Raw genomic sequence first — 411 nt, 5'->3', positions numbered from 1 at the left:
GGGTCTGTACGGTCAACGGTGGATCTTCGAACAGGAAGTGACACCTGATGACAGATGTGATCGTCTCGGCTGAGGCCGTCGAGGAAGTGCAGCCCGCCGGGATGCCGGAGGCCCTGGACGACCAGTTGATCGGGCAGCTGGTGGACCGCGCGAAGGCTGGCGGGATCAAGTTGACCGGTGAGGGCGGGCTGCTGCAGCAGCTGACGAAGAGGCTCTTGGAGTCCGCTCTCGAGGGTGAGATCACCGATCATCTCGGCCACGAGAAGCATGAGAGGGCCGCCGACGGCAACACCCGCAACGGCACTCGTTCGAAGACCGTGGTGACCGAGGTCGGGCCGGTCGAGATCGAGGTCCCCCGGGACCGGACGGGCAGCTTCGAGCCGCAGATCGTCAAGAAGCGGCAGCGCCGGC

1 protein-coding gene is annotated in these 411 nt (G+C 65.7%); it reads left to right on the top strand.

Translation table 11 applies throughout. From position 1 onward, the window contains the following. Positions 1-101 precede the first annotated feature (101 nt). The coding region (locus BIV24_RS30995; protein WP_245767026.1) for a transposase at positions 102-411 on the top strand (310 nt) is incomplete at its 3' end.

This window comes from Streptomyces colonosanans (assembly GCF_001866645.1).
Lineage (GTDB): Bacteria > Actinomycetota > Actinomycetes > Streptomycetales > Streptomycetaceae > Streptomyces > Streptomyces colonosanans.
The sequence above is the reverse complement of the archived record's forward strand: the minus strand, read 5'-3'. Positions and strand labels throughout refer to the sequence as shown.